A 24,581-nucleotide genomic window follows, 5' to 3' on the forward strand; every position below is an offset into this window, starting at 1 on the left:
GATTCTGTAACAGTGCTTTAGGTGGCGTTCCTGAATCAGATTGCTAACACTCTCTACCTTTTTGCGAACCTGCTGCGCAGCGTCTTGGTCAGGCTCCAAAGACGCGGGTTGCGCTTGAGACTTCCGGCAATCGCATCGCGGGCTGATTGCAGCGTCGTAAAAAGTTTGCCCCTGGCAGACAGTGGTACCAGCGTGTCATAGATCGTGCGTTCGATGTCGCACCATTCGCGCTTGTACGGCTCATCACCAATACCGAAACTGTAGATTGAGCGACCTTCGTCGCAACTGCGGCTGATATCCTCGAAGAAGAGAAATTCACCCGGACTAGCCGTCGTCAACTCGTCTTCTGCGATTGCGGCGAATTCCACGGTCGAGCCCGTATCGCCAAACTGCTTTCCGATGATCGAGCGCACGGTCCCACCAACTTCGAGAAAGCGCAGTTCGTTCAGTTCCTGACTTTTTGCCAATTCTTCGCCGAATAGAGTTTTGAAGAAATTACGCACATTCTCATCGGCGAAAGGATCACGGATTCCCATCTTCCGGAAGCGCTGTGCCTTCATCGCAAAATAGAGATCGAGAATATTGTCTGCCTCCGTGCGATTCTGAGGCCCGGCAATTCTCCAGCCACCGCTTTCCTCGTAGCGACGACTGTGCTGGCGATGCTTTTTTAGTTTTCGCTTGCGATTGGCGTAATCAAGCACCGCATCGAAGCCGCCATCAAGCGAGGCGGCGAGAACCGGATTTGGGTTGGGCTCCATTCCGAGAGTAAGCAGCGGATTGGCCGTGCCTTGGAGTTCCGAAAGCTGGCGTGTCAGTGACAGCGCATCGATATCGGATCGTGCTTTGCGGATCGTCTCTATCAATTGCCGGACCGCCTCGCGTCCGACGACGCCACAATATTCCTTTCGCAGCCAGGGGAAATTGCAATTGGCGTGGTTTCCACCGGGATAACGCACAATTTTCGCGCCGCTCTGGCTTACGACTTCCAGCGGCACAAGCAGGATAGGACCATTGCCGTCAAAAAGTCCGACGACGAAACTGTCGGCATTGACGATTGCGCGCCAACTATCGATCCACAAGAACGATTGTGGCGCACCATGAATGGCAGCAGCATCGTTCCAGAATTGGCCAATCTCTTTGAAATCCGTCAGAATGCGTGCTGCAACGTCCCCCGCCATAATCTGCAGCATCCTCAAATGGGATTAATGTTGTTTTTTTCGCGGTGGCTGCGCCATCCACCAGATGATGCCCATAGCTGGCAGAACCCACAGAATACCGGTCACGAAGAAATAGACGAGATGCACCCAGGCGCTCGATTCAGCGAGATGCGCCACGGCGATAATGGTCGCGAACACCGCATAGATGATGACCAGCGAAACTAGCAAAAAAGTACCGATCAGTTTCTTCAGCCGAACGGGCATGGCGCAGTTCTCCTTTTCCCGGCACATCACTAGCGCGTGAGAAGGGGTAGTGAAAGGGCAAAAACGCGGCGGCATGTCGCGTGGTGGCAACTTGTAACGCGTTCGCCTATGCGGCATGTATCCCTTCGTGTCTGTTCCAAAATTCGCCATGCCGGTCTGCAAATGGCAATTTTCTGCGTTCCGGTGCTCACGTACTTTGAGTACGCTCCGCTCCGGTACTTGAAAATCACCATTTTCGCCACAGCCTGACGCTTTTTGGTCCAGACACCTCGGCTCAATATCGAAGGGTGAATGGCATGACGGCAGCAACGGCGCAGCGTGTAGGGCAGGGGTTCAGGTCATCGAAAGAGGACCGCGACCGCCGCCTTGTGCGTTACTGGCTTTATGCGGTGTTCGTCGTGCTGATTGCCATCGTCATGGTCGGTGGGGCGACCCGCATGACAGGATCGGGTCTGTCGATCACCGAATGGAAGCCCATTCATGGTGTCATCCCGCCGCTTAACCACGCCGAATGGCTGGAGGAGTTCGACAAGTACCGTCAGATTCCGCAATACCAGCAGATTAACAAGGGAATGTCCCTTGAAGCGTTTCAGTCGATCTTCTGGTGGGAATGGGCGCACCGTATGCTGGCCCGCTTTGTCGGTTTTCTGGTTGCTGTTCCGTTGGCCTTTTTCTGGGTGACAGGGCGTCTCAAGGGCGGCCTCAAATATCGCATGTTGGGCCTGCTCGCGCTCGGCAGTTTGCAGGGCGCGATTGGCTGGTGGATGGTCGCTTCAGGCCTGAGTGAACTGACAAGCGTCAGCCAGTACCGCCTCGCAATCCATCTGACGACAGCCTGTGTTATCATAACGGCAGTTTTCTATATCGCGCGAGGGCTCGTTACCTATAGCGAGCGACCGGCGGAACGATCAATCCAGCGCTTTGCCGGATGGATCGTATTCGCTGTACTTGTGCAGATATATCTGGGTGGTCTCGTGGCGGGGCTTCATGCCGGTCTGACCTATAATACATGGCCGCTGATGGATGGCGCCGTCATCCCGTCCGACCTGTTCATCCAGTCGCCATGGTGGCGCAACCTGTTCGAAAATCCGAAGACAGTGCAGTTCGTACACCGCATGTTCGCCTATACGATTCTGGTTCTGGCCGTCCTGCATTCCCTGCAGGTCTGGAAGCAGGCATCCGGCACCACCCATGCGCGCCGCACGATTGTGCTTCTCGGGCTGATTTTGGTGCAAGCAGCGATTGGCATCGCCACGCTTCTGATGAGCGTTCCATTGCATCTGGGCCTGACACACCAGTTCTTCGCGTTGATCGTGCTGGCTTTTGCAGTTGCGCACTGGCGCGCAACCAAAGGTGCTTACGAGGGATAAGTTCTTTGGCGCAAATGCTTGAGCGCGGAGGCGATCTTCAGTTCCCGCGCTTCGTCCGCGTCGTTACCGTCTTCACGATGCCATGCGGCTGAGAGACAGCCATAGGCAAAGGCATAATCCAGAATATAGGCCGGTTCGCGCCCGATGATCGGCGCGAAATGTTCAGCCATGAGCCGGGCGCGCTCAAGGTCGAGGCAGAGATCATCCCGGTCGAGCGGATTGTAGAAGATATTGGCTGCATCGAACGCTGCGTCGCCAACAAGCCCGTGTGGATCGATGGCGAGCCAGCCACGCGGTCCCTTGATGATGTTTTCATGGTGAATGTCACCATGCAGTGGAATGGCCTCGTGCGGCGTTGCCAGTAGACGCTTTGCGATTGTCGTGCCTTCCGCATAGACCGTGCTTTCATTTGTCACAGCGAAGAGACCGGAAAAATGCCTGTCCAGTGGCTGCAAGTCAGCCGGTATCGGGGCAGGAGAGGGTGTATGCAGAGCGTTGAGAATTTCGCCGAATATCTGCAGACATTCGGTATCCTTCTCACGTTTCAGGTGTTCATCGAGATGATAGTCGCCCGCATATTCGAGCAACATCGATGTACCCTTGAGGCCGTATAATCGTGCCGCGCCATGACCGTCCTGCCAGTCCAGATAATGCGCACCGCGCAGCTCTTCCATTCCGGCTGGTTTCAATTGCTTGATGACAAAAACCTCATCTGGATGGTCGATGCGTTTGACCTTCCAGACGAGGCTTGAATGCGTATCTGCCAGAGGCTCATAGGAGCCGATACTCCATTCGTTGGGAAATACCGGCTTCTTCGTCATCAGGCTTTACCAAGCATGAGGTTCATGTTCTGGACGGCTGCGCCCGATGCACCTTTGCCAAGATTGTCGAGCAGCGCCACCAGATTGACCTTTCCATCGCCTTCAGTACCGAAGACGAAAAGCCTCATGCCGTCCTGGCCGGCAAGTTCTTCCGCATCGACGCGCGCCAGTCCGGCGCTTTCTTCAAGCGGCACGACTTCTACGATGTCCTGACCGGCATAGTGATCGGTCAGCGCGGAATGAATCTTTGCAAGCGATGGCGTTCCCTCAAGTTCGGTTAGGAATAGGGGAGCCTGTACGATCATGCCCTGCGGGAAACGCCCGACACTTGGGCTGAAGATCGGGCAGCGATCCAGACGGCCATGTAACTGCAGTTCCGGCACGTGCTTGTGTTTGAGCGACAGGCCATAGAGGAAGTTGTTTGCGGCAAGATGCTCCGGATGGTTCTTGTCTTCCATCTGCGCAATCATCTGCTTGCCGCCGCCCGTATAGCCGGAGACGGCATTGACGCTGACCGGATAGTCGGCAGGCAGCAAGCCCGCATCGCGCAGCGGACGGACAAGTGCAATCGCACCTGTCGGATAGCAGCCTGGATTGGCGACGAGGCGCGCCTCGGCGATACGTTCACGCTGACCCTTGGCCAATTCGGCGAAACCATAGGCCCAGTCCGGATGCACGCGATGGGCGGTCGACGTATCGATGATGCGGGTCGAGTTATGGCCTTCGAGCAAGGAAACAGCTTCCTTGGAAGCATCGTCTGGCAGGCACAGAATGGCAATATCGGCAGCGCGCAGATAGTCAGCGCGCAAGTCCTTGTTGCGCCGCTCGGCTTCCGGAATGGAGATCACTTCAAGATCGTCGCGCTCGGCCAGGCGGGTACGGATTTGCAAGCCGGTGGTGCCGTGTTCGCCATCAATGAAGATTTTCGGTTTCATGCGTTTTGCCTTTGAATTCAGAAAGTTACGACAATATTTGGAATTTGCTTTCGAGCTGCTTGAATCAATCTATGAACAAGCGGCTCATCGTCGGTCTTTCTTCTCGGCCAGAAGGCCCAGATAGTACATTGCGATCGTCGCTCCCGCGATTGCTGTTATATCGGCATGGTCATAGGCCGGTGCAACCTCGACCACATCCGCGCCCACAAAGTCAAGAGCCGTCAGCTTGCGCAGGATGGACAGCATCTTTGCAGACGACGGTCCACCTGCGACCGGTGTGCCGGTTCCCGGTGCAAAGGCCGGATCGAGGCAGTCGATATCGAATGTCAGATAGGTCTTCCTGCCATCGGTGCGTTTCAGAATTTCATCGGCAATCGCCACCGCCGACATGTCCTCAACCTCATGGCCATAAATGATCTTAATGCCGCAATCTTCCGGCGCGTGCGTACGGATACCAATCTGAATCGAGTGAGCGGGATCGATAATGCCGTCGCGCACCGCACGGGCCACGAAAGAGCCGTGATCGATGCGCTTGCCGTCGTCAAACCACGTATCCTGATGCGCATCGAACTGAACGAGTGCCAGCGGACCATATTTCGAGGCATGGGCCTTGAGCAGCGGCAATGTGATGAAATGGTCGCCACCAAGTGTCAGCAAGAACGCATTCGATTTCAGGATTTTCCTCGCTTCGCGCTCGACAGTGGCAGGCGTCTTGGTGTGGTTGCCATAGTCTAGCAGGCAGTCGCCATAGTCGATCACGGCGAGGTTCTCGAAAAGATCGCGTTGAAACGGATATTGCGGATCATTGTCGAAGATCGCTGATGCCCGGCGAATTGCCTGCGGACCGAAACGCGCGCCGGGCCTATTGGATACGGCTGCATCGAACGGAATGCCCCAGACAACGGCGTCTGCGCCCTTCAGCGACTTCGTGTACATACGCCGCATGAACGACAACACACCGGCGTGGGTCGGGTCCGTTGCTACGCTTGTCAGGCTGCGGGCAGTGATCGCGTGGTCGATGGTCTTTGAAGGCATGGCTATTACCTGGATAGTGTCAGATTTCTATAGCGGTTTCATTCGCTTTTGGCATCAAATCCATAAGCCCGATCCACGCGACCGATACGCACGCGATAGGTTTCATACCACTTCTGACGCCCGAGCTTCTGGGCCACCAAATGGTCCACGTCGCGCTTCCATGCATGGATACTGTCTTCGTCTGCCCAGAAAGAATTGGTGATGCCGAAGCCTTCCGCATCTCGTGCGCTTTCAATGCCTAGATAGCCCGGCTGTTTCGCTGCAAGTTCACCCATCTGCAGCGCCATGTCGCCATAGCCGTTGTCGTTGTCAACGACACGCTGCGAAGCAAAGGTGACAATCAAATAAGGAGGCTCTGGTGTGACCGCAAAACGGGTCGATGCTGCAGACGAGGACATGGTCTTATCCGTTCGTGAAAGTGGTCGGAGATGCTTCAGCTTTTCCTACTCATGACGGCTATCGAACCCGCTTGCAACTGTGATGAAGCCGCACTGCCGCCCACATTGTTGAGGTCACATATCGGCGATTGAGGTACGGGAATTCATTGGCGCTAATAGCCCTCTTACAATTTCGGTCATTGCTGCTTGTTCTGCTTCCCTTGCGGGTTGCGCAACAGATCAGCGTACGGCCAAATTTCAACTGGAGCAGCAGTCAGGCGAGTATGATGCGCTGGCATATCAGGCGTTTAACGGCGCGCGTCAGGCTTTTGATGCAGCAAGACTGGCAAAGGGAAGGCGGAAGGTCGTGATCGTCGATCTTGTTGAGAGATGATCGATAATACCGCCTATGCCGCATGGCGTGTCAAACAAAGCGTGCCCTACACAGAGAAAACATGGGCACGCTGGATGGCTGCCGAACAGGCGTGTCCAGTTGCCGGTGCCGTGGAGTTTGCGAGGCATGTGAATGCGAATGGCTGCACGATGTTCTATATCACGAACCACGATGCGAAATCATTTGAGCCAACGGCAGCAAATATAAGGAAACTGAGTTTTTCCAGCGTGTCAGCGAAAACGCTTTTGTTGAATAGCGGTCAGTCCAACAAGCAAGGTCGTTTCGATGCTGTCAAAGCATATGGCTTTGATGTTGTTGTCTACGTTGGTGACAATCTCAACAATTTAGGAGCTGCGACTTATGACAAGAACAACCAGCAGCGACGCACATTCGTTGAAGCCTTCGGGACGAAGTTCTTCATGCGCCTAATCCGAGTTATGGCGAGTGGGTTTCCGCGATGGTACCCGATTATTACAAGCAATCGCCTGAAAAACAGCTTGAGATCAACCGAAAGCCCATCCGTAGTTGGGGTGGGTGAAATCTGGTTTTGAACGAAAACAAAAAAGCGGACCCGAAGGTCCGCTTTTCCGTAAGCTCTGAAGCGATAAATATTAGCGCTTGGAGAACTGGAACGAACGGCGAGCCTTGGCCTTACCGTACTTCTTACGTTCGACAACGCGGCTATCGCGGGTCAGGAAGCCACCCTTCTTGAGAACCGTGCGCAGGCCCGGTTCGTAGTAGGTGAGGGCCTTGGAGATGCCGTGACGAACAGCACCGGCCTGACCGGAGAGACCACCACCGGCAACGGTGGCAACGATGTCGAACTGCCCGGCGCGATTCGAAGCAACGATCGGCTGCTGCAGGATCATCTGCAGGACCGGACGTGCGAAATACTTTTCGAATTCCTTGTCGTTGACGGTGATCTTGCCGGTGCCCGGCTTGACCCATACGCGTGCAACGGCGTCCTTACGCTTGCCGGTGGCATAAGCGCGGCCCTGTGCGTCCAGCTTCTGGACGTGAACCGGAGCGGCAGCTTCGGTCGTGGCAACAGTGCCGAGTTCTTCGAGCGAGTTGAGCTGCTCAGCCATGATTATGCATTCCCTTTGTTCTTGCGGTTCAGCGCGGCGACGTCGAGGACTTCCGGCTGCTGAGCTTCCTGCTGATGGTTCGGGCCTGCATAGACGCGCAGGTTCTTCATCTGACGACGACCGAGCGGACCGCGCGGGATCATACGCTCAATGGCCTTTTCAATGACGCGTTCCGGGAAACGGCCTTCGAGAATCTGGCGAGCAGTGCGCTCTTTGATGCCGCCCGGATGACCGGTGTGCCAGTAATAGACTTTGTCTGTGTACTTCTTGCCGGTCAGAACAACCTTGTCGGCATTGATGATTACGACATTGTCGCCATCGTCAACGTGCGGGGTGAAGGTTGCTTTGTGCTTGCCGCGCAGGCGATTGGCGACGATGGTGGCGAGACGGCCGAGCACGAGGCCTTCGGCGTCGATCAGCACCCACTTCTTCACCACTTCAGCCGGCTTCTGAGAGAAAGTTGCCATTGAAGTCTTCCTTGACTTAATCCCCGATATTAAAAATCAGGGCTTTTTTTGTTGCTTGTGTTGGATCGTGTCCAACCCGAACGAGTGGGCACAAGATTACTTCTGCTCACTGCTGGCGGGTCGATACACAATGTCTGGGTAACCGTCAAGTCCTTTATTCATGGCTTTGTTTTAAAAGTATAGTAGAATCAATAAGTTAAACGTTTGGTATTATAATACCGTATATTTTGAGTGCTTTTATCGCGGCGGGATCGAGTAAGTTGCCGTTGCATGGGCAACCAGTTCGCTGCTTGTACCATCGGTCAGGCTGATATCGAGCACAGCAAGGCGTTTGCCAAGTTTCAGAAGATGAGCGACGGCCTTGACCGTGCCGGGGGAGGGTTTACGCAGAAAGTTGATATTCAGATTCGTTGTCACAGCTAGAGCCACCGGGCCAATATGGACCAATATGGCAGCATAGGCCGTTACGTCGGCGAGTGCGAAAAGCGAAGGGCCGGAAACAGTGCCACCTGGGCGCAGATGTTGCTCATCGGCGTTAAGCTGCATGGTTGCGGAACCGTCACCAATTTCTGTGATCTCGAAAGCGTTGCCAAGTTGCGGAAACTCGCGCTTCATGAATACGCGCAGCTCTTCAATGCTCATGACAGGGCCCAACGGCCGGCTTGTAGCCTTATCGATATTCTGCTCCTCCGCGGTATTGATATTCATGCGCATCTCCCAAATTTATTTATCAATAAAGGGAGCGCCACCCTTGATGCAAGCGCTCGCTCCTGCGACCGAAGAGGATAAAATGCGAAACCCTTCCGACGATCAGATCCGCGAGATCCTCCGTTCCGTCAAAACGATTGCGCTTCTTGGCGCATCACCGAAGCCCGAGCGCCCGAGCAATGGCGTGATGGAATTCCTGCTTTCCAAGGGATACCGCGTGATTCCGGTCAATCCGGGGCAGGTGCGAAAACACATTCATGGCCAGCGTGTCGTGGCGCGTCTGGCTGATATCGAAGAGCCGGTCGATATGGTGGATGTCTTCCGTGAGCCTTATTCGCTGCCGGGTATCGTGGACGAAGTTCTTGCAATGAAGCACCGCCCGAAGATCTTTTGGACGCAGCTGGGTGTCGTGCACCAAGAGGCTGGAAATCGTGCCAGTGAAGCAGGTTTGGTCGTCGTCATGGACCGCTGTCCGGCCATCGAATATCCCCGCCTGATCGGTGAATGAGAGCTTTCGGATCTAATTTCTGCGATTCCGGCGTTTGGCGGAAAATCCTCCTTTGCTTTCCTGGCTGCAGAGCCTAGGTTCCTGACCTGTTTGGGGTTTGGGACACAGGAGGAAATGATGTCGAAACGCTCTCCCGGAATTGAAACGCTTGCCGTTCACGCAGGGGCAAAGCCCGATCCGACGACCGGTGCCCGTGCAACGCCGATCTATCAGACGACCTCGTTCGTGTTCGAGGATGCGGACCACGCCGCTTCTTTGTTTGGCCTGCAGGCGTTCGGCAATATCTATACGCGCATCACAAACCCGACGACCGCAGTTCTGGAAGAGCGCATTGCCGCACTCGAAGGCGGTACGGCGGCTGTAGCGACTGCATCCGGTCACTCAGCGCAGTTGCTCGTTTTCCATACTCTGCTTCAACCGGGTGACAATTTCGTCGCCGCGCGCCAGCTTTATGGTGGATCGATCAACCAGTTCGGTCAGTCGTTCAAGTCCTTCGGCTGGCAGGTCCGCTGGGCCGATGCCGCCAACCCGACCGATTTTGCAAAGCAGATCGACAGCAAGACGCGCGCCATCTTCATCGAAAGCTTTGCCAATCCGGGCGGTATCGTGGTGGATATTGAGGCTATCGCCGAGATTGCACACCGGAACGGCCTGCCGCTGATCGTGGACAACACGCTTGCCTCACCTTATCTGGTGCGCCCGATCGAGCATGGCGCGGATATCGTCGTGCACTCTCTGACAAAGTTCATTGGCGGCCATGGTAATTCCATGGGCGGCATTCTGGTCGATGGCGGTACGTTCGACTGGGCGAAGTCCGGCAACTATCCACTTTTGACCGAACCGCGCCCTGATTATGCCGGTCTGGAACTGCATAAGACTTTTGGCAATATTTCCTTTGCAATCGCCGCCCGCGTTCTGGGGCTGCGCGATTTCGGCCCCGCAATTTCGCCGTTCAACGCGTTCCAGATTCTGACTGGCGCGGAAACCCTGCCGTTGCGCATGCAGCGCCATAGCGACAACGCTCTGAAGGTTGCCACCTGGCTGCATAGTCATGACAAAGTGTCCTGGGTGAACTATGCCGGTCTGCCACACGACAAATTTCATGCGCTCCAGCAGAAATATGCGCCGAAGGGTGCCGGTTCTGTTTTCACCTTCGGTCTCAAGGGCGGCTACGATGCGGGCGTTAAATTCGTTGACAGCCTCGACCTGTTCTCGTTGCTCGCCAATATTGGCGACACACGCTCGCTGGTCATCCATCCGGCATCCACCACCCACCGCCAGCTAAGCGACGAGCAAAAGGTGGCGGCTGGCGCTGGCCCGGACGTGGTGCGCCTGTCTATCGGTATCGAGGACGCGGACGACATCATCGCCGATATCGAGCAGGCGCTGGCAAAGGTCTGATCCGTGAGCCGGTTTCTCGATTTTGACCTGACCGGTATCGAACCGGAGGAAGGCGCGCCGCTGCCGGAGCGCATTCTTTCCGATAGCCCCCGATTCCGCACGTGGAATCTGGAGGAGAATGCCGAGGGTACACTCTTTGCAGGCATATGGGAGAGCACGCCTGGAAAGTGGCGCATCGAATATGACGAATGGGAATTCTGTCACATTCTGTCCGGTCGGTCGGTCATCAGCGAAGAAGGCGGTCCAAGCCGAGAAGTCGGGGTCGGAGACAGTTTTGTAATCCGACCGGGTTTCAAGGGAAGCTGGGAAGTCATCGAGACCACCCGCAAGGAATATGTCATCAAGCTTTGACGTTAGTTCCTTCTATGCAGAACACCCGCCGAATTTCGGCGGGTGTTTTTGTTTCAGTTATGGGGGCCACGCCTGATTGGCTGGATAACTGGCAGATTGCCCGGATTAGGACGACCTGCACCATCGTTACCTGATGGTGGACGATCTGGCCGGGGCGGCCGCGGGCGATCCGGCCTGTTAGTGTCTGGACGTCGCGGACGGTCCCGGTCCCGATAACGGTAGTAATCACGGTCACGATAGTAGCGTGAATCTCTATAGTAGCGCGGATAGCGTGGATAGTTCCGATAATAGCCGCCACTATTGTAAACGACACCCGTGCCGACATAACCGCCGCGAACATAATACGGGTCAGAATAGCCAGAACCGTAATAGCCCTCGGAGACACAACCGCTGAGCGTCAAACCAGCAGCACCGATGCCGAGCGCCAGTAAAATGGATTTCAATGACATGTTCGCTACTCCCGAAAGGCCGGGGTCAGCGCTTGAACACGCAATAACCACGCGGCGAACCACTATTTAGAAGGATTATGCGCGTTTCTATCTGAAGCCCATAATCAATAAAGATTGCAGAGCGTTAGCTTGGTTAGCTGCGGTCAAACCTCCGCGTCAGGCTGTGAAATAAGCTCTACGCGTGTTTAATAAACGCGTCAGGGTTTCAAAAGTTGCTGCTGAGGAGGCAGAAGGTCACTGCAAAAAGCAAAACCGCCCCGAAGGGCGGTCACATTTTTCATCCCGCGCTGTGGACTGAACGGATTATTCGCCACCGCCTGCGCCGCTGATAGCTTCAGCAACTTCGGTGAACTTGGCGCTGATGTTTGTTCCCAGTGTCGTCGTTGCGCCGATGATGACGACAGCGATCAAAGCCGCAATGAGGCCGTATTCGATAGCGGTTGCGCCGGATTCGTCCTTACGGAAACGTGCGAAAAACTTGGTCATGTGTTGCTCCTGAGATCATTCTTGCTTGTTTAGTGGTCTCTGTGACCTGGGAGCAAACTACCCGGCAAATATGTGCACCCTCTTAAGTTGCATGGTAAACGGAAGATGAGTATCGCATATGCTTAATAAACTACTGAATTTAAAACGAAAACTGCAATGGCGCCGTACGTTGTATTTAAGCGATATCGAATACAAGTCTTCAGGCAAGGAAAAGCCCCGCTGGCGCGAGGCTCTTTTTTTGGGAACGGCTGTGATCCGCCTTACTGTGGCAGCTGGGCGCCGGCCTGCTTAACAGCATCAGCCATGGTCTGGCAGAGCTTCTCCTCAGAGACATTCTGTGCTTTTGCGCTGGTGGCAATATCCTGCTCCATGCCCATCGCAGAAACCTTGCCTTGCTTGCCTGTTGCTTCAGCAGCGTCGGCCTTGGTGGTGTCGGATGGGGCGGGGATGAGCGCAATCATTTTTGTCTGAATTTCGATGGCGCCCCCATCAGTATAACCCTTTTCCTGGCAGTACTGGAGTACGCCAAGCTGGTTGCGGGCTGCATTATAGGCCATTTCCATCTGTTCAGGCGTTGCTGCTTGTGCGAAAGCCATCGTAAGATTTGCACTGAGAAAAAGACCGGTTAAAGAAACACGTGCCAGATTGCGCATGATAATTCATCTCCATGATTCAAATACACGCTGAGATAGAGCGAATTTTCCGGCGAAGGAAACTCAAGAAAAATTAATTAGTGAAATGAAATATAAAGGAAATAGTTTCTGTTTGGAGTGGCGTGAACGTCATAAATATTTCAACAAAGCGACATGCGCGAAATTATCTCACAGGTTGTACCAAGTTGGCGATGAGCCGGAATGCACCGGGAATGAGCTTGTCGAGCTGATGATGCAGGACGAGGCTCGTATGGGTATGACGGCCTTTACCAACGCTGGCTGAAACAAGCGCGCCGAAGAGAGGTTGTTCTCCGTCATCATGCATGGAAAGAAGCGGTTGGTAGGCGTCGTCCCATATGGAAGCGAAATAAAGTCCGCGCTCCTTGTGCCAGCCTTCCCAATCATACTTGTTTAGAATGTTGGGACCGACGAGCAGGGAATGTTCAGGCTCAAGTACTGTAACCGTCGCATGTGGGTTTGTAACACGCCAGCGCAACGACGGGGAACCGATGGCCAATCTTCTTGGCGGTGTCCGATCTGGATGCCAGCCATCGGACGGGCGATGATAGAGTGTAACCAGATGTCCGCCATCCTCGACGAATCCATGCAGATTGTCCGTCGCCGCGGCGAGATCATCGCGTAGACCGAAGGCGAATATGCCGATCACAATAGTGGTGAATTGCGAAAGATCTCCGGCAAGGTGATGCGCTTCGATATCGGTGACCTCAAACCCCATGCGTTTCAGCCAAAGGCCGACACTGTCGGCACCGCCGCCGATATAGCCTATCCGCGCATCGGGTAACTTCACGTCGAGCACAAGCACCGGCAGTACGGCTGACTCGCGCCAGACGGTTTTGCCTATATGTGGATAGCTGGCGACGTCTGTCTGCCACGCCGGAGTTCCGTTAACCAATGCCTGCAGACAGGTCAGGCCAGGTGCTGGATCGGAAGATCCATGCAAGACGGCGTTCTGCCCGTTCAAGCTGACATTCCAGCCCTTTTGCGCAGCGAAAGCGACTTGATCGGCATTGCCATCGGCCAGAATCCGGATCGGCAATGGTTCCTGTTGGCCTGTTATGATGACTGCTGGCGGATCGACCCTCACAGAAACAGGTGGAACAATGGCAAGCGGTTCTTCGAGATCGAAGGTGCACTCCGCCAGATGGCCATCAAACTGCGCCTTTAGCCGGATACAGGCTTGCCCGTTTCCGCCGAGCGATCGCCATGTAGATTCGAAAAGCGGGGAGAGGGCTGCATCTTTCACTAGCGAAACAGTCAGAACTTCTCGCTCGAAATTCCGGTGCTCGAGGCTGAACGAGCAGTTTTCGGGCAATACGGGTTCCGCCGTTACCGCAATTGCCGTCGCGCCGGGGCCGTATTCGACAACAAGGCGGGTTTCTCCGCCTGTCGGCAATATGGCTTCTTCCAGATAAGCCCGCTCGAACAAAGACGCTGCTTCGATCAAGGCGGCGTCGATTTCCTGCAGCTTGCGTTTCAGCCTGTGCCCGTGCTCCACGAGGAAATCTTGCGGTGCGCTAGTCAGTACAGTTTTCAGGCTTTTTGCAGCACCAACAAGATTTTTGACAATGGTTTCGCGCTCAGGAAAAGCCGCAATCGTCCGCTCGATAGACAAATGAGCATCAAGAAGCTGCTTTTGGCTTTCAAATGTCAGTCCATCGACCTCAGCAAGTGCGGCCAAAGTTTCCGGAATCCCTTCGAGGATTGTCGTTTCCGAGTGGCTTTCTGGCAACTTCAGATGCAAGGGCCACTCGGTCGTCGGCGCTTCCGGCCAGCGACCCATGCCCTGTGTGGCATGACAGGCACGTGACCATTCACCAATACGGTCGTAATCGGCGCCGGTTGCTGGATCACGATCAACCGCATGAATCGTCAATGTCCCATCGGGTGGCGGAAGCTCGTCGTCATAAGTGTCGCCACCGCCTGACCAGGCAGGGAGGTAGAATTTAGCCACCTGCCACGGCATCAGCCCCTCGGCAAAATGTTCGGGAAAGGCATCGGGATCGGCGGCGAGCCGTATGGCCGTTTCCGCAGCCCGTGTCATGGCGCGGTGGTGGCCGTGCTGGCCGGGAACATCGAGAAAGGTCGGCAGCACGATATCCGGGCGCTCGGCGCGATAGGCGCGCACCAGTCGTTCGACGGTTTTGTCCTCACCCCAATGAGCGAAGGTACCGTCACCATCCTTGGAGAAACCGAAATCATGAACGGAATCATCTGGGCCATGGCCGAGCCAATGTACGTCACAATCGAGAATGCGTGCTGCTTCTTCCATTTCGCGACTGCGGATCAAGCCAAGCGCGCCACCACGTTCGGGTCCGAGTGCATTTTGTCCGCCTTCGCCGCGTGTCGAGCAGGCGATTACCACCCGCATGCCAAGCCCGAACCGCAAGTAGGCCATCAGGCCGCTTTGCTCGTCGTCGGGATGCGCGCCCGTATGCATCAGCGTCGCTGTCGAGCGAAGCCTGCTCAATGCCCGCTGCAGGCGGACAAGGGCAGGGGACGACTTCTGGCGTTCGAGGCGCTGGTGGGCGGTGAGCATGGTCAGATTTCCGAATTGGTATCAAGCTTCGGCGTCATGGCCTCGAACATTGGCAGCGATGCAGCACCCAAGGCGGCAGTGAACTGTCCCGTCTGCCCGCGTATGACGCGTGGCAAGGCGCGGGCACGGCGGCTTGCAACCGAAATCGGCAGGCCGCCCATATGCCAGATAAGGTCGTCGATGATCGCATCGGGCAACATACCGCCCAGAATAATTGTCTCGGGATCGAGAATGTTTTCGATCATGGCAATCATTGGCGCCAGATGATCGGCTGCTTCCTGTACCCAGCCCATCAGAACTGGGTTGCGGTCTTCATGCAGCTTTTCCAACGCGTCGAAATCGGTGTCCTCAATCCCTGCTGCGTGAAGCTTCTCGCGCAAGGTATGAAGGGAAGCATAGGTTTCGAGGCAGCCCTTCTGGCCGCAGGCGCAGCCGCGCCCATTGGGTGTGATGACGATATGACCGATTTCACCGGCATTGCCGAAAGCCCCGCGAAACGGCGCACCGTCCTGAATCATGCCAAGCCCGATACCCGCACCGAAATAAATCATGGCGAAATTGGAAATCGCATGTCCAGCGCCAAACAGGCGTTCGCCGACGGCGGCGGCATTGGCGTCGTTTTCGACCAGAACGGATTCGCCGCAAGCTTCGCTCAGAACGGCTGCTGCATCGATCCCGGACCAGCCGGGCAGAGTGGTCGGACCGACCGAGCTCATGCCTTCGATATCGAACGGACCTGGCATCACGACACCTATGCCGAGCAGGCGCGCGGGAAACGAAGCCTTCACTGCATCGACTTCTTTTCGCAATTGTGCGGAAAGCCTGTCGGGGCTGATATCTTGAATGGGACGCACATGTTGCGTGCGTGGCTTGCCGGAAAGGTCGAGCACTGTTGTCACCATGTGTGTCGAACCCATTTCGACACCGATGGTCATCGCACCTCCGGGATTGACGGCAAACTGGATTGGTGGCTGGCCACGTCCCGTTTTCAGACGCCCGAGCCGCATAAGCAGATTCTCTGAAACCAGTTCATCGACGATATTGGCAATGGCCTGCGCGGTCAGATGGGTAAGGCGGGCGATATGCATCCGTCCAAGAGGACCGTGGCGTCGCACGACATCAAGCACTACACGCCGGTTATGGTCGCGAATTCGCTCGGGATTCTTTCCGAGAGTGACCGCAAGCGACCCGCCTTGTACGGCGGCAGGCGTAATGGCCCGCTCGTCGTCGGATTGCCCATCTGATTTCGATGTCATGGTCCCTCCTGTCTCCCGTCAAAGAGATAACGCGAGCCGCTTTTAACAGCAATATATTAATTCAACTAAATTATCTTATTGACAAAACGCTCGCAACATTGAACCGTAAAGACAGGGTGGTGAAGAACCGCCTTGGCTCATGCGGGGGAAGTGGGTTCCTGCATGGGGAAATGGGCGTTGCGCATCATCTGCGCGGCATGTGGTGGAATATGCGAACGGTGCCAGGCGCCGCCGCAGCCATGCCTGGCGACCGCATTCGAGCCGGTGGGCGGGGCATTAGGGAGGTTTAAATGCGTAAGCTGTTATTGGCAGGTTTGGTTGCAGGGCTCAGCACCTTTGCGATCAATGCCGCTCAGGCTGTCGAAATCGAATATTGGCAGTATGTCTTCGAGACACGCGTCAAGGCGATGGACAAGCTGATCGAGAATTTCGAGAAGGCCAATCCGGATATCAAGGTCAAGCAGGTCACGTTCCCATACGACGACTATCAGACGCGCGTGATTGCAGCCAAGATGGCGGGTAAGAGCCCGGATGTGATGCAGCTTTTCTACGGCTGGCTGGACAAGTTCGTGGCTGGCGGTATTCTGCAGCCGCTACCGCAGGATGCGTTCCCGCATGACAAGATCGAGAGCGAATTCTTCCCGATTGTTTCGGCGATGAAGCGCGGCGATGAATATTACGGTCTGCCGACCGCTGTGCGCTCGCTGGCCCTGTTCTATAACAAGAAGCTCTTCACCGACGCTGGCCTCGATCCGAACAACCCGCCCAAGACGCTGAATGAAATGGTCGAAGCTGCCAAGAAGACGACGAAGCGCGATGCTTCCGGCAATCTGCTGGCCGAAGGCATCACGCTCGATATGCCGGGACAAGACCAGCATTGGTGGCGTGAGGTTCTGGTGCGCCAGTTCGGCGGTCAGCCTTATACCGACAACGACCGCAAGGTTGCCTATAACGACGCTGCCGGTGAAAAGGCGCTTGCCTTCTATACCGGCCTCCAGACTGAACATAAGGTCGGTGAAGTCAAGTTCATGGATGAAGGGCAGGCTGCCTTCCGTGCTGGCATGGCGGCCATGACCATCGACGGCACCTTCCGTCTTGGTTCGTTCCGCACCATCAAGGACTTCGAATGGGGCGTGACCGAGCTTCCGGCCAATGCCGAAGGTGTGCGTTCCAACTATGCGAGCTACTTCGCCAACGGCATCAGTGCCAAGGCAAGCGGCGAGAAACTCGAAGCTGCCAAGAAGTTCCTGAACTACATCTCCTCGCCGGAAGCCATGGAAATCTGGTTGAAGGATGTGGGTGAACTACCTGCTCGCCGTTCGGCAGCCCTGACGGAAGCCAACCTTGCCGATCCGGTCTACGGCCCGTTCCTCAAAGGCCTGGAATATGCGCACACGACCATGTTCGTGGACGAGTTGAAGCAGCGCCAGATCGCCGTCGATATGGCCAATCGCGTCATTCTCGAAAAGCAGCCGATCAAGGAATCCCTCGACCAGGCGGCCAAGGCAGAGCAGGATGTGCTCGACGCGGCCAAGTAAGGCAATCGCGAAAGGTAAAGCGGCTAGATGAAGCGGCCAGAGCCGCTTCATCTTCTCCTGCCCGTTGACGGCACGGCTAATTCGTAGCCGAAGGATACTAAAACATGACAATCACTGTAGAAGCCGGGACGGCTGAAACAGGCGGCACGGGGAAGGAGCCTTCGGGCAACCGCCTGACTGATCGCCTTTCCATGCGCACAAGACGGTTGATTTGGGTATGGAGCTTTCTGGCTCTCCCGATCCTGTTCTATTCGGTCATCCGCTTTTACCCGACGATAGAGGCTTTCTGGCTCTCTCTCACGGACTGGGACCTGATGAACCCACCGAAGTTCATCGGCTTCGCAAATTACCAGAAGCTCTTTGCCGATCCGGAATTCTGGAAAGTGTTCAAGAACACTTTCACCTATCTGCTGGTCGGTACGCCGATAAGTCTCGTGGTGGCGTTTACAATCGCCTATTTTCTGGATCGCGTGCGCATCATGCACGGCTTTATCCGCGCGCTCTATTTTCTGCCCTACCTCACCACGGCTGCCGCTATGGCATGGGTCTGGCGCTGGTTCTATCAACCTGCTCCCATCGGCTTCATCAACAATATTCTGAGCGCCGTCGGGCTTCCACAGCAAGGCTTCCTGCGCTCGGTGGATCAGGGTCTCTATGCGATCATGGCGACGTCCATCTGGGCCGGTCTTGGCTTCCAGATCATTATTTTCATGGCGGGCCTGCGGGCTGTTCCCAACACCTTCTATGAAGCCGCACGCATCGACGGCCTCGGCGAATGGGCGATCCTGCGCAGGATCACGATCCCGCTCCTGAAACCCACCACGGTGTTCCTCGTCGTCTTTTCGTCCATCGGTTTCCTGCGCATCTTCGATCAGGTCTACAACATGACCACGAATGATCCCGGCGGACCGCTCGGCTCCACCAAGCCGCTGGTGCTGATGATCTATCAGACGGCCTTCTCCTCCTATGCGATGGGTTATGCGGCTGCGCAAACCGTCGTTCTGTTCACCATCCTGCTTTGCGTCTCGCTGTTGCAGCTCTGGATCCTGAGGGAAAAGAAATGACAGCGTCCGTTCAAAACAAACCGCTCCCTTTCCAGAACCTGCGGCCCGGTCGCATCCTGACATGGACATTGCTGCTCATCGGTGGTCTCATCATGGTCACGCCGCTTGCCTTCATGTTCTCCACCTCGCTCAAGACGGCGAGCCAGGTCTACGATCTGCGCCTGATCCCGGCTGAACCGACATTTCAGAACTATGTCACCATTCTTGCCGACGGTCGTTTTGTGCGCTGGTTCCTGAATTCCATGATCGTCGCGGTTGTGGTCACGCTGTCGAACGTCTTCTTCGACAGCCTCGTGGGCTACACGCTGGCGAAATTCCAGTTCCGCGGGCGCTATTTCATCTTCCTCGCCATTTTGTCCACGCTGATGATCCCCACCGAAATGTTGGTGATTCCGTGGTATCTGATGTCGAGCAAGCTCGGCTGGCTGGACAGCTATTGGGGTATCATGTTCCCCGGCATGATGACGGCCTTCGGCACATTCCTCATGAAGCAGTTCTTCGAAGGCGTTCCCAACGACTTTCTGGAGGCTGCCCGCGTCGATGGTCTCAACGAATTCCAGATCTGGTGGAAAGTTGCCATGCCGTTGGTGACGCCTGCGCTCTCGGCGCTTGCAATCTTTACCTTCCTCGGCAACTGGACGGCATTCTTCTGGCCGCTGATCGTCGCGACCAGCCCGGAGCTTTACACGCTGCCGGTCGGGCTATCTAGCTTCGCCGTCGAGCAGTCCATCCAGTGGGAAATGATCATGACCGGCGCGGCAATCGCCACGCTTCCCACGCTCGTCGTCTTTCTTCTTCTCCAGCGTTACATCGTGCGCGGTGTCATGCTTGCTGGCCTCAAGGGTTGAACCATGTCCGATCTCGATCCACGGCTGTCCGATAAAAGCGTCTTCCCCGATCCGGTTTACAAGGAAACCGTGCTTCGACCGCTTTTTGATGGTGCCAAGACCCATCACGTCGACGGCTTCTGCCGCATTGACCGCGCGCATCTCGTCATGCTGACCGAAACTGCCATTCTCGACCATGCCCAGGCTGCAGCCATTGCGGGTGCGCTGGAAGCCATCGACAAGGAAATCGATCCTTCGAAACTCACCTATACGGGTGAAGTGGAGGACTTCTTTTTCCTCATCGAGAAGGAGCTGAAAGCCCGTATCGGGGCCGATACTGCCGGTCGTCTTCACACGGCACGCTCGCGCAACGATATTGACCACACGCTGTTCAAGCTTGGTCTCAAGGACCGTATCGATACGCTGATGACGCAGGCGCGCAATGTGCTTGATGCGATGATTGCTGCTGCCGAGCGCGAAAAGGAGACACTGATCGTCGCGTATACACATGGTCAGCCTGCGCAGCCATCAACCTTCGGTCACTATCTTTCGGCGGCAGTCGAGGTTCTTATCCGGGATATGGAACGGATGGAAGCTGCGCGCGCCATCGTCAATCTGTCACCCATGGGGGCGGCGGCCATCACCACCTCAGGCTTCCCGATCGATCGCGCACGAGTGGCGAGCTTGTTGGGCTTTGCTGCCCCCTTATCCAATTCCTATAGTTGCATTGCGGCAGTGGACTACATCACCTCGACCTATTCGGCTCTGGAACTGATGTTCGTGCATCTGGGACGCCTTATCCAGGACTTCCAGTTTTGGACCAGTTTCGAGGTCGGCCAGATTTACGTGCCGAATGCCTTCGTGCAGATTTCATCAATCATGCCGCAGAAGCGCAATCCGGTTCCGATCGAACATATGCGCCATCTGGCAAGCCAGACCATGGGTCGGGCCCGCACAGTTCTGGACGTGATGCACAATACGCCTTTCACTGACATGAATGACAGTGAGGGCGAAACACAACAGATGGGTTATGAGGCATTCGCTTCCGCTGGTCGCGTGCTCGATCTTCTGGCCGCATTCATCGGCGCGATCCGTATCGATCCGGTGCGTGTGGTAGAAAATATCCGCCGCTCCTGTATCACGATCACTGAGTTGGCGGATTCGCTGGTGCGCATCGAAGGCCTTTCGTTTCGGCAGGCGCATGAAATCGCGGCCAAGGTTGCGCGCGCTGTCGTCGCCATGGGCGGTGGTCTGGAGAACGACGGTTTTGAACCTTTCCTTGACGCTTTCCGCGAGTCCGCCGGGCGCGAGCCATCCTTCGGGCGCGAAAAATTTGAGGAACTGGTCTCCCCGCAACATTTCGTGGCCGTGCGTGACCGTCTCGGCGGTCCGGCACCGACAGCGATGAATGCAGCACTTGCACGGCATAAGGCGGAAGCTGATCGCTTCAAGGCAGTCGCTTTCGACCATGCAGCCGCTGAAGCAAAGGCTGCCCGCGAACTCAATGAAAAATTCAGTGCACTTGTGGAGGCACGCTGATGGCAACCATCGAACTTGAAAAGCTGGTCAAGCGTTATGGCAAGGTCGAGGCGGTCCGGGCAATCGATCTCCAGATCAAGGACGGCGAGTTCGTCGTTTTTGTCGGTCCTTCTGGCTGCGGGAAATCCACGACTTTGCGCATGATCGCGGGGCTTGAGGATATTTCCGGCGGTCATCTGAAGATCGGCGGCGAGGTCGTCAACGAACGTGATCCGAAGCAGCGCAACATCGCCATGGTGTTCCAGAACTATGCGATTTATCCGCATATGACGGTGCGCCAGAACATCGGTTTTGGGCTTTACACGTCGAAACTGTCCAAGGCCGAGAAGGACAAGCGCATCGAGGAAACCGGCAAGGCGCTTGGGCTGGAACCCTATCTCGACCGTCGACCGGCAGCATTGTCCGGTGGCCAGCGCCAGCGCGTCGCTATCGGTCGCGCCATGGTGCGCAATCCGTCTGCTTTTCTTTTCGATGAGCCGCTGTCGAACCTCGACGCCCAGCTTCGCGCGCAGATGCGTATTGAAATCAAGCGCTTGCATCAGCGTCTCAAGACGACGACCGTTTACGTGACACATGACCAGGTTGAAGCCATGACCATGGCCGACCGTATCGTTGTCATGCGTGACGGTCGCATTCTCCAGACCGGAACGCCGACCGAGCTTTATGAAAATCCGACCGATGTTTTTACGGCGCGCTTCATCGGCAGCCCGTCGATGAACCTGATTGCGGGTCGCCGCAATGGATCAGGCGTGGAACTTGCACCTGATGGCGACATTCTGGTTGGCGTCCGCCCGCATGATCTGAAAGTTGAGGAAGGCACACCCGATGGCCTTTCGCTCACGGGCACTGTGACGGCCGTTGAGCCGCTCGGCGCCGAAACGCTGGTTCATTTGGACGTTAACGGCGTCTCGGTGATTGCAACTGCTCCGGGCAAGATCATTCCCGCAACGGGCGGTACGCTTTCCGTGTCCGCGCCTGCCGGAAGCCTGTATCTCTTCGATGCCAAGACCGAGAAAAGTCTGGGCCGCCTGTGATGCTGCAACAATTCAAACGGCATTTCAAGTCTCCGGCTGTCCTCAGTATCGGGCGGATTTACTGCGACCTTATCTTCACGGGGCTGCAATCACTGCCGCAGCCCGGACGAGAGGTTTTTGCCGAAAACATGAAGATGGCGGCAGGTGGAGGGGCCTTCATTTCGGCTGCCCATCTTGCCCATGCGGGTAGGGCGGTGGCGCTGGTCGCACGTCTCGGCTTTGACGGCCTGTCGCGCGGGCTTGAACCGGACCTGAAGATCGACGGTGTCGATCTGCGCTTTCTGGAACGGGCCGACGATGCCGGGCCGCAGGTGACGGTGGCAAGCGTGATCGGTAACGATCGCGCATTCCTCTCACGCCGTGCCGGTTCGGCGCTGCCTTCGACGCTCCAAGCCGCCTTGCAATGGAAGGATGCGAGGCATCTGCACATTGCTGAATTCGCAACGCTGCACGAAATCCCTGAGCTCGTGCAGCAGGCAAAGGCGGCAGGCCTTTCAGTCTCGCTCGACCCCAGCTGGGATGAAATGCTGATTTACGATCCGGGTTTGCTCGCGGCCTGTAAGGGCGTCGATATATTCCTTCCCAATCGCGAGGAGGCGCAGGCCATCACTGGCCACGACGATCCGGCAAAGGCGCTCGATGCGCTTGCGAAGCACTTTCCAATCGTGGCTCTCAAGGGCGGTGGAGAAGGGGCGTGGCTGCGCACTGCCGATGCGGAGCTTCATATGGCGGCAAAGGACGTGCCGGTTATCGATACGACCGGGGCAGGCGATGCTTTTAATGCCGGCTTCATCGATGCGTGGCTCGAAGGGCATGATTCTCACCGAGCACTTGCTGCCGGTATCGAATACGGAAGCCTTGCCGTGCAGGCAGCAGGTGGTGCATCCATTCTGCGCTCGCCCGAACGACTGACTGGATAACATCCAAGGCGGCGGCTGAATGTTCGCCGCTCCCACAACTTGCTTCTCCGGCAAATGTCGGCGTCAGACTTGTACGCTTTGCCGATATTGTAGCGCCTTTCGGGTGGCCGAGCTTCACTTTGGCTTCTCTATTGAGGGAAGCATGGAAGGGACAATAGAAAAACACAAGAAAGACGTCGAAGGCTGATTTTTGCACTTGCGCTTGTCGCGCGAATTGCCTAAACGGCTTTCACAGCGACTGGCCAGACACTTGGCGAAACAGTCGGGCGATTAGCTCAGTTGGTAGAGCGCTTCGTTTACACCGAAGATGTCGGGAGTTCGAGTCTCTCATCGCCCACCATTTATCCACCTGAAATTGCTTGTAAATTTTGACCGAATAGATAGCGCGGTTGTTTGCATTTTTTGCCTAGCAACTGTATTGCTGTAGCTACCCTCTTGCGCGACGACGTGAGCTTTCTTCCTCTAAACTCCCTAAAGTTCCTGCGGCATCATTCAATTAAATTTGGAATGATATCGGATATGCGCTCGGATTTTGACACATGACGTTCTGGAAAATCCCGGTTCGCCCTTAGTTGTTTACGAATCAATCGATGAAGCGCGTTGGAGAACCGAGCCTACGTTCGGGTGAGGATCTAGATGAGAAACGCCAAGTCGGGTTTCGAGCGCTGAAAAGACCCGAGACCCGTCGATTGACGAACGGCACAGTGATGAGTTCGTGATTTTCACTCGAAGTGGATATCCGCTGCGATTGTGCTACTGTCCTCGTTGGTGTCAACGCGCTGAAGTAAGCCTGATCCGGCATCTGCCGGTAAAGTGATGAATGTGGATGTCGGCAGTTATAAAAGGTCAGATATCGGCCAATGCCGGCACAAGCTTCAGAAACGGTCTCGTAGACATGAAGACAAACCTCCTTGTATTTGATCGCCAGCCGCCACGACAGAACCGTGCGGCTGATCCAATCAACGACGGCGTGGAGATAGACGAAGCTTCACGTCATTGGAATATACGTCAGATTCATCGCCAGACTTGATTGAGGCCGGCGACTGCCAGCCTACGCAAAAGGTCGGGATGGATTTAATGCCTGGGCATGGGCTTCGAGGTGTTTGGGCGACTGTAGACTGCCTCAATCCCCATCTTCTCGTACACCGTTCTTCAAAAAACCTTTGCTACATCCAACTTTCTGCAAACGGATACTCAAGATGCAATCCGTTGATCCGACGCATCAATGCCAGATCGCCGTCAGTTGTTGAACGTGGAGAATAATAATAAAGGCGCCACGACTGAGGCCTAGAGCGTTTCCGTTTTTCTCTGAATCGAATGCGCTTCCCAAATCAGTTTTGTTCTGATTCACTGATGCTGGCTGGATGGAGGCCAGCGTTGGA

The 24,581-nt window shown here is 55.7% G+C and carries 25 protein-coding genes, 1 tRNA gene and 1 pseudogene; 12 read left to right on the forward strand and 15 right to left on the reverse strand.

The window, feature by feature from the left end; all coding sequences use genetic code 11:
• Positions 1-53: 53 nt before the first annotated feature.
• Positions 54-1,178: a GNAT family N-acetyltransferase gene (locus AAE521_RS10295; RefSeq protein ID WP_342061257.1), complete on the reverse strand. Its 1,125-nt coding sequence runs from the start codon at positions 1,176-1,178 to the stop codon at positions 54-56.
• A gap of 24 nt (positions 1,179-1,202) precedes the next feature.
• Positions 1,203-1,421 (reverse strand): DUF2842 domain-containing protein, encoded by a 219-nt coding sequence (locus AAE521_RS10300; protein WP_071631824.1) that lies wholly within the window; start codon positions 1,419-1,421, stop codon positions 1,203-1,205.
• Between the two features lie 296 nt (positions 1,422-1,717).
• On the opposite strand from AAE521_RS10300, the gene AAE521_RS10310 reads away from it, so the two are divergent.
• Entirely contained in the window at positions 1,718-2,791 is a 1,074-nt protein-coding gene (locus AAE521_RS10310; RefSeq protein ID WP_071631823.1) for a COX15/CtaA family protein, read from the forward strand.
• Here the strand turns inward: AAE521_RS10310 and AAE521_RS10315 are convergent.
• The 4 genes from AAE521_RS10315 to AAE521_RS10330 form a co-directional block, all read right to left on the reverse strand.
• The gene (locus AAE521_RS10315; protein WP_342061258.1) at positions 2,779-3,612 is read right to left on the reverse strand and encodes an aminoglycoside phosphotransferase family protein; all 834 of its coding nucleotides are present in this window, start codon (positions 3,610-3,612) and stop codon (positions 2,779-2,781) included. The genes AAE521_RS10310 and AAE521_RS10315 overlap by 13 nt on opposite strands.
• Complete coding sequence (gene argC, locus AAE521_RS10320) at positions 3,612-4,547, reverse strand: N-acetyl-gamma-glutamyl-phosphate reductase (protein ID WP_071631821.1); 936 nt, start codon at positions 4,545-4,547, stop codon at positions 3,612-3,614. The genes AAE521_RS10315 and argC overlap by 1 nt, the downstream gene beginning before the upstream one ends.
• Before the next feature lie 84 nt (positions 4,548-4,631).
• Positions 4,632-5,582, reverse strand: coding sequence for an agmatinase (gene speB / locus AAE521_RS10325; protein WP_071631820.1), 951 nt, complete (start codon positions 5,580-5,582; stop codon positions 4,632-4,634).
• 38 nt (positions 5,583-5,620) lie between these two features.
• On the reverse strand, positions 5,621-5,980 hold the full coding sequence (locus tag AAE521_RS10330) for an antibiotic biosynthesis monooxygenase family protein (RefSeq protein ID WP_071631819.1): 360 nt from the start codon (positions 5,978-5,980) through the stop codon (positions 5,621-5,623).
• Between the two features lie 369 nt (positions 5,981-6,349).
• Between AAE521_RS10330 and AAE521_RS10335 the strand changes: the two genes are divergently transcribed.
• Positions 6,350-6,904, forward strand: coding sequence for an HAD family acid phosphatase (locus AAE521_RS10335; RefSeq protein ID WP_206044301.1), 555 nt, complete (start codon positions 6,350-6,352; stop codon positions 6,902-6,904).
• A 60-nt stretch (positions 6,905-6,964) separates the two neighbouring features.
• Here AAE521_RS10335 and rpsI read toward each other — a convergent pair whose 3' ends face one another.
• The 3 genes from rpsI to AAE521_RS10350 form a co-directional block, all read right to left on the reverse strand.
• Entirely contained in the window at positions 6,965-7,441 is a 477-nt protein-coding gene (gene rpsI / locus AAE521_RS10340; RefSeq protein WP_071631818.1) for a 30S ribosomal protein S9, read from the reverse strand.
• 2 nt (positions 7,442-7,443) lie between these two features.
• On the reverse strand, positions 7,444-7,908 hold the full coding sequence (rplM, locus tag AAE521_RS10345) for a 50S ribosomal protein L13 (protein WP_071631817.1): 465 nt from the start codon (positions 7,906-7,908) through the stop codon (positions 7,444-7,446).
• Between the two features lie 237 nt (positions 7,909-8,145).
• Positions 8,146-8,616, reverse strand: coding sequence for a PaaI family thioesterase (locus tag AAE521_RS10350; protein ID WP_342061259.1), 471 nt, complete (start codon positions 8,614-8,616; stop codon positions 8,146-8,148).
• Between the two features lie 46 nt (positions 8,617-8,662).
• On the opposite strand from AAE521_RS10350, the gene AAE521_RS10355 reads away from it, so the two are divergent.
• The 3 genes from AAE521_RS10355 to AAE521_RS10365 all read left to right on the forward strand — a co-directional run bounded on the left by AAE521_RS10355 (position 8,663) and on the right by AAE521_RS10365 (position 10,876).
• Positions 8,663-9,124, forward strand: a complete 462-nt coding sequence (locus AAE521_RS10355; RefSeq protein ID WP_342061260.1) for a CoA-binding protein — start codon at positions 8,663-8,665, stop codon at positions 9,122-9,124.
• Positions 9,125-9,241: 117 nt separating this feature from the next.
• Entirely contained in the window at positions 9,242-10,525 is a 1,284-nt protein-coding gene (locus AAE521_RS10360; RefSeq protein ID WP_071631815.1) for an O-acetylhomoserine aminocarboxypropyltransferase, read from the forward strand.
• A gap of 3 nt (positions 10,526-10,528) precedes the next feature.
• Positions 10,529-10,876, forward strand: a complete 348-nt coding sequence (locus tag AAE521_RS10365) for a cupin domain-containing protein (RefSeq protein WP_071631814.1) — start codon at positions 10,529-10,531, stop codon at positions 10,874-10,876.
• Positions 10,877-10,929: 53 nt separating this feature from the next.
• Here AAE521_RS10365 and AAE521_RS10370 read toward each other — a convergent pair whose 3' ends face one another.
• The 5 genes from AAE521_RS10370 to AAE521_RS10390 form a co-directional block, all read right to left on the reverse strand.
• Positions 10,930-11,325 carry a hypothetical protein gene (locus AAE521_RS10370; RefSeq protein ID WP_071631813.1) on the reverse strand — a complete coding sequence of 132 codons (396 nt, stop codon included), beginning with the start codon at positions 11,323-11,325 and terminating at the stop codon, positions 10,930-10,932.
• 303 nt (positions 11,326-11,628) lie between these two features.
• On the reverse strand, positions 11,629-11,811 hold the full coding sequence (locus AAE521_RS10375) for a Flp family type IVb pilin (protein ID WP_071631812.1): 183 nt from the start codon (positions 11,809-11,811) through the stop codon (positions 11,629-11,631).
• A gap of 260 nt (positions 11,812-12,071) precedes the next feature.
• Positions 12,072-12,464, reverse strand: coding sequence for a pore-forming ESAT-6 family protein (locus tag AAE521_RS10380; protein ID WP_071631811.1), 393 nt, complete (start codon positions 12,462-12,464; stop codon positions 12,072-12,074).
• A 163-nt stretch (positions 12,465-12,627) separates the two neighbouring features.
• Complete coding sequence (locus tag AAE521_RS10385; protein ID WP_342061261.1) at positions 12,628-15,021, reverse strand: PIG-L family deacetylase; 2,394 nt, start codon at positions 15,019-15,021, stop codon at positions 12,628-12,630.
• Positions 15,022-15,023: 2 nt separating this feature from the next.
• The gene (locus AAE521_RS10390) at positions 15,024-16,277 is read right to left on the reverse strand and encodes an ROK family protein (RefSeq protein WP_342061262.1); all 1,254 of its coding nucleotides are present in this window, start codon (positions 16,275-16,277) and stop codon (positions 15,024-15,026) included.
• Between the two features lie 290 nt (positions 16,278-16,567).
• Here AAE521_RS10390 and AAE521_RS10395 point away from each other — a divergent pair, with 290 nt between their 5' ends.
• The 7 genes from AAE521_RS10395 (at position 16,568) to AAE521_RS10425 (ending at position 23,539) form a co-directional block, all read left to right on the forward strand.
• On the forward strand, positions 16,568-17,815 hold the full coding sequence (locus AAE521_RS10395) for a sugar ABC transporter substrate-binding protein (protein WP_342061263.1): 1,248 nt from the start codon (positions 16,568-16,570) through the stop codon (positions 17,813-17,815).
• A 191-nt stretch (positions 17,816-18,006) separates the two neighbouring features.
• Complete coding sequence (locus tag AAE521_RS10400) at positions 18,007-18,879, forward strand: carbohydrate ABC transporter permease (RefSeq protein ID WP_342061274.1); 873 nt, start codon at positions 18,007-18,009, stop codon at positions 18,877-18,879.
• Positions 18,876-19,727, forward strand: coding sequence for a carbohydrate ABC transporter permease (locus AAE521_RS10405; protein WP_071631806.1), 852 nt, complete (start codon positions 18,876-18,878; stop codon positions 19,725-19,727). The genes AAE521_RS10400 and AAE521_RS10405 overlap by 4 nt, the downstream gene beginning before the upstream one ends.
• A gap of 3 nt (positions 19,728-19,730) precedes the next feature.
• On the forward strand, positions 19,731-21,245 hold the full coding sequence (gene argH, locus AAE521_RS10410) for an argininosuccinate lyase (protein ID WP_071631805.1): 1,515 nt from the start codon (positions 19,731-19,733) through the stop codon (positions 21,243-21,245).
• Positions 21,245-22,279, forward strand: a complete 1,035-nt coding sequence (locus tag AAE521_RS10415) for an ABC transporter ATP-binding protein (RefSeq protein WP_071631804.1) — start codon at positions 21,245-21,247, stop codon at positions 22,277-22,279. The genes argH and AAE521_RS10415 overlap by 1 nt, the downstream gene beginning before the upstream one ends.
• Positions 22,279-23,199, forward strand: coding sequence for a carbohydrate kinase family protein (locus AAE521_RS10420; RefSeq protein WP_374864849.1), 921 nt, complete (start codon positions 22,279-22,281; stop codon positions 23,197-23,199). The genes AAE521_RS10415 and AAE521_RS10420 overlap by 1 nt, the downstream gene beginning before the upstream one ends.
• A 264-nt stretch (positions 23,200-23,463) precedes the next feature.
• Positions 23,464-23,539, forward strand: a tRNA-Val gene (locus tag AAE521_RS10425).
• Positions 23,540-23,950: 411 nt separating this feature from the next.
• On the opposite strand, the pseudogene AAE521_RS10430 reads toward AAE521_RS10425, so the two are convergent.
• Positions 23,951-24,505: pseudogene (locus AAE521_RS10430) on the reverse strand (transposase family protein); the annotation flags it as partial.
• Positions 24,506-24,581: the final 76 nt, after the last annotated feature.

It is taken from the genome of Brucella cytisi, assembly GCF_038433355.1.
In the GTDB taxonomy this organism is placed as follows: Bacteria; Pseudomonadota; Alphaproteobacteria; order Rhizobiales; family Rhizobiaceae; genus Brucella; species Brucella cytisi.

What these genes read in the sequence shown, in the direction of transcription:
- AAE521_RS10295 (WP_342061257.1), bottom strand. Translation starts at nt 1,178, where the DNA reads ATGGCGGGGGACGTTGCAGCACGCATTCTGACGGATTTCAAAGAGATT.
- AAE521_RS10300 (WP_071631824.1), bottom strand. Translation starts at nt 1,421, where the DNA reads ATGCCCGTTCGGCTGAAGAAACTGATCGGTACTTTTTTGCTAGTTTCG.
- AAE521_RS10310 (WP_071631823.1), top strand. Translation starts at nt 1,718, where the DNA reads ATGACGGCAGCAACGGCGCAGCGTGTAGGGCAGGGGTTCAGGTCATCG.
- AAE521_RS10315 (WP_342061258.1), bottom strand. Translation starts at nt 3,612, where the DNA reads ATGACGAAGAAGCCGGTATTTCCCAACGAATGGAGTATCGGCTCCTAT.
- argC (WP_071631821.1), bottom strand. Translation starts at nt 4,547, where the DNA reads ATGAAACCGAAAATCTTCATTGATGGCGAACACGGCACCACCGGCTTG.
- speB (WP_071631820.1), bottom strand. Translation starts at nt 5,582, where the DNA reads ATGCCTTCAAAGACCATCGACCACGCGATCACTGCCCGCAGCCTGACA.
- AAE521_RS10330 (WP_071631819.1), bottom strand. Translation starts at nt 5,980, where the DNA reads ATGTCCTCGTCTGCAGCATCGACCCGTTTTGCGGTCACACCAGAGCCT.
- AAE521_RS10335 (WP_206044301.1), top strand. Translation starts at nt 6,350, where the DNA reads ATGATCGATAATACCGCCTATGCCGCATGGCGTGTCAAACAAAGCGTG.
- rpsI (WP_071631818.1), bottom strand. Translation starts at nt 7,441, where the DNA reads ATGGCTGAGCAGCTCAACTCGCTCGAAGAACTCGGCACTGTTGCCACG.
- rplM (WP_071631817.1), bottom strand. Translation starts at nt 7,908, where the DNA reads ATGGCAACTTTCTCTCAGAAGCCGGCTGAAGTGGTGAAGAAGTGGGTG.
- AAE521_RS10350 (WP_342061259.1), bottom strand. Translation starts at nt 8,616, where the DNA reads ATGAATATCAATACCGCGGAGGAGCAGAATATCGATAAGGCTACAAGC.
- AAE521_RS10355 (WP_342061260.1), top strand. Translation starts at nt 8,663, where the DNA reads ATGCAAGCGCTCGCTCCTGCGACCGAAGAGGATAAAATGCGAAACCCT.
- AAE521_RS10360 (WP_071631815.1), top strand. Translation starts at nt 9,242, where the DNA reads ATGTCGAAACGCTCTCCCGGAATTGAAACGCTTGCCGTTCACGCAGGG.
- AAE521_RS10370 (WP_071631813.1), bottom strand. Translation starts at nt 11,325, where the DNA reads ATGTCATTGAAATCCATTTTACTGGCGCTCGGCATCGGTGCTGCTGGT.
- AAE521_RS10375 (WP_071631812.1), bottom strand. Translation starts at nt 11,811, where the DNA reads ATGACCAAGTTTTTCGCACGTTTCCGTAAGGACGAATCCGGCGCAACC.
- AAE521_RS10380 (WP_071631811.1), bottom strand. Translation starts at nt 12,464, where the DNA reads ATGCGCAATCTGGCACGTGTTTCTTTAACCGGTCTTTTTCTCAGTGCA.
- AAE521_RS10385 (WP_342061261.1), bottom strand. Translation starts at nt 15,021, where the DNA reads ATGCTCACCGCCCACCAGCGCCTCGAACGCCAGAAGTCGTCCCCTGCC.
- AAE521_RS10390 (WP_342061262.1), bottom strand. Translation starts at nt 16,277, where the DNA reads ATGACATCGAAATCAGATGGGCAATCCGACGACGAGCGGGCCATTACG.
- AAE521_RS10395 (WP_342061263.1), top strand. Translation starts at nt 16,568, where the DNA reads ATGCGTAAGCTGTTATTGGCAGGTTTGGTTGCAGGGCTCAGCACCTTT.
- AAE521_RS10400 (WP_342061274.1), top strand. Translation starts at nt 18,007, where the DNA reads ATGCGCACAAGACGGTTGATTTGGGTATGGAGCTTTCTGGCTCTCCCG.
- AAE521_RS10405 (WP_071631806.1), top strand. Translation starts at nt 18,876, where the DNA reads ATGACAGCGTCCGTTCAAAACAAACCGCTCCCTTTCCAGAACCTGCGG.
- argH (WP_071631805.1), top strand. Translation starts at nt 19,731, where the DNA reads ATGTCCGATCTCGATCCACGGCTGTCCGATAAAAGCGTCTTCCCCGAT.
- AAE521_RS10415 (WP_071631804.1), top strand. Translation starts at nt 21,245, where the DNA reads ATGGCAACCATCGAACTTGAAAAGCTGGTCAAGCGTTATGGCAAGGTC.
- AAE521_RS10420 (WP_374864849.1), top strand. Translation starts at nt 22,279, where the DNA reads ATGCTGCAACAATTCAAACGGCATTTCAAGTCTCCGGCTGTCCTCAGT.